Annotated in this window: 1 protein-coding gene and 1 pseudogene; both read right to left on the bottom strand. The window is 73.4% G+C overall.

Annotated elements, in window-relative coordinates:
• Positions 1-194, bottom strand: a pseudogene (locus RH94_RS45785) (UDP-N-acetylmuramoyl-tripeptide--D-alanyl-D-alanine ligase); the annotation flags it as partial.
• 74 nt (positions 195-268) lie between these two features.
• Positions 269-1,789, bottom strand: coding sequence for a UDP-N-acetylmuramoyl-L-alanyl-D-glutamate--2,6-diaminopimelate ligase (locus RH94_RS36355; protein WP_073952544.1), 1,521 nt, complete (start codon positions 1,787-1,789; stop codon positions 269-271).
• Positions 1,790-1,994 lie beyond the last annotated feature (205 nt).

Below are 1,994 nucleotides of genomic sequence, written 5' to 3' on the forward strand. Positions count from 1 at the left end.
CCCGCCTCGACGACGGCGGCGGCGAAGTCGTGGCCGTCCACGCGCTCGCCGACGAAGGCGACGAAGAGGCTGCCGGGCACCGCCTCGCGGGAGTCCCGGACGACGGGTCCGGTGACTTTCACGGACGGATCCGGTATGTCGTGCATCTGCCCGCCGACGACTTCTGCGATCTCGGCGAGGGAGAGGGCGATCACAAGTTCATCCCCTGGTCTTCTGGATTTTCATCCCTGGGCCTTCAGGATTCTCGTCCCCGGGTGGTGGCGGACGTTCATCCCTGGGTGTTCTGGATGGCTTCGCGAAGCACCTGGCGGTCGTCGAAGGGACGGACCACTCCGGCGATGTCCTGGCCCTGCTCGTGGCCCTTGCCGGCGACCAGCACGGTGTCACCGGGCCGGGCCCGGCCGACGGCGGCGGCGATGGCCGCGGCCCGGTCCTCGAACAGGAGCACCTCCCCGCGCTCGTGCGCGGGCACCGAGGCGGCGCCCTCGAGCATGGTGGCGAGGATGGCGAGGGGGTCCTCGGAACGAGGGTTGTCGGAGGTCAGCACGGCGGTGTCGGCGAGCCGGGCCGCGGCGGCGCCCATCGGCGCGCGCTTGGTCCGGTCGCGGTCCCCGCCGCAGCCGAGCACGAGGTGCACCCGGCCCTTGGTGACCTTGCGCAGGGCCCTGAGGACCGACTCGACGGCGTCCGTCTTGTGCGCGTAGTCGACGACCGCGAGGTACGGCTGCCCGGCGTCCACGCGCTCCAGGCGGCCCGGCACACCCGGTACGGCGGCGATGCCGTCGGCGGCGGCCTGCGCGTCCAGGCCCGCGGCGGCCAGCGCCACGACGGCGGCGAGGGTGTTGGCCACGTTGAACGGGCCCGGCAGCGGCGAGCGGGCGGCGATCCGCCGGCCGTCGGGGCCGACCACGGTGAACGTGGAGTCGACCGGGCCGACCTGGACGTCCTCGGCGCGCCAGTCGGCGTCGGGGTGGCCCTCGGCGGAGAAGGTGACGACCGGGACGGTGGCCTCCTCGGCGAGCCGGCGCCCGTACTCGTCGTCGTGGTTGATCACGCCGAGCCGGCTGCGCTCGGGCGTGAACAGCTGCGCCTTGGCCCGGAAGTAGTCCTCCATGTCGGAGTGGAACTCCATGTGCTCCGGGCTGAGGTTGGTGAAGACACCGATGTCGAAGACGCAGCCGTCGACCCGGCCGAGCACCAGGGCGTGGCTGGAGACCTCCATGGCGACCGCCTCGACGCCGCGCTCGCGCATGACCGCGAACAGGGCCTGCAGGTCGGTGGCTTCGGGGGTGGTGCGCTCGGACCTGATGCGCTCCTCGCCGATGCGCGTCTCGACCGTGCCGATCAGTCCGGTGGACTTCACGGTCTTCAGGCCGCCCTCGACGAGATAGGCGGTGGTGGTCTTGCCTGAGGTGCCGGTGATGCCGATCTGGAGCAGGTCGCGGCCCGGCCGGCCGTAGATCGTGGCCGCCAGCCCGCCCATCCGCCCGCGCGGGTCGTCCACGACCAGGACCGGCAGTCCGGTGGCGGCGGCGCGCTCGGCGCCGGACGGGTCGGTGAGCACGGCGGCCGCGCCCAGGCTCGCCGCCTGGGTGACGAAGTCGGCGCCGTGCGCGCGGGCGCCGGGCAGGGCGGCGTACAGGTCGCCGGGGCGCACGGCGCGCGAGTCATGGGTGATGCCCGTGACCTCGGCGGCGCCGTCCGGGGCGGTGACCTCCAGCTGGCCGGCGAGCTCCGCGAGAGGTGTGGCGGAGACCCGGGCCGGTCTCGGCGGTCCCGGATACGTCACGGAAGCGCCCGTCTCGGTGGTCTGGGACTGATCAGCGTGTGGCACGGCCGTGAGCGTACCCGGCGTACCTGCTTCGGAGCGAAGTGAGGGCCGGGGCGAGGGGCTGTCGCCGGGGCCTGGGGTGATCGTTGTCACGGGCTGGTTCCTGGTTGTTCCGTTCGGGTGATGCCGGGCGTGGAGGGTGTGGGGGGCGGTGGTGGCCGGT

Source organism: Streptomyces kebangsaanensis (assembly GCF_001906585.1).
In the GTDB taxonomy this organism is placed as follows: domain Bacteria; phylum Actinomycetota; class Actinomycetes; order Streptomycetales; family Streptomycetaceae; genus Streptomyces; species Streptomyces kebangsaanensis.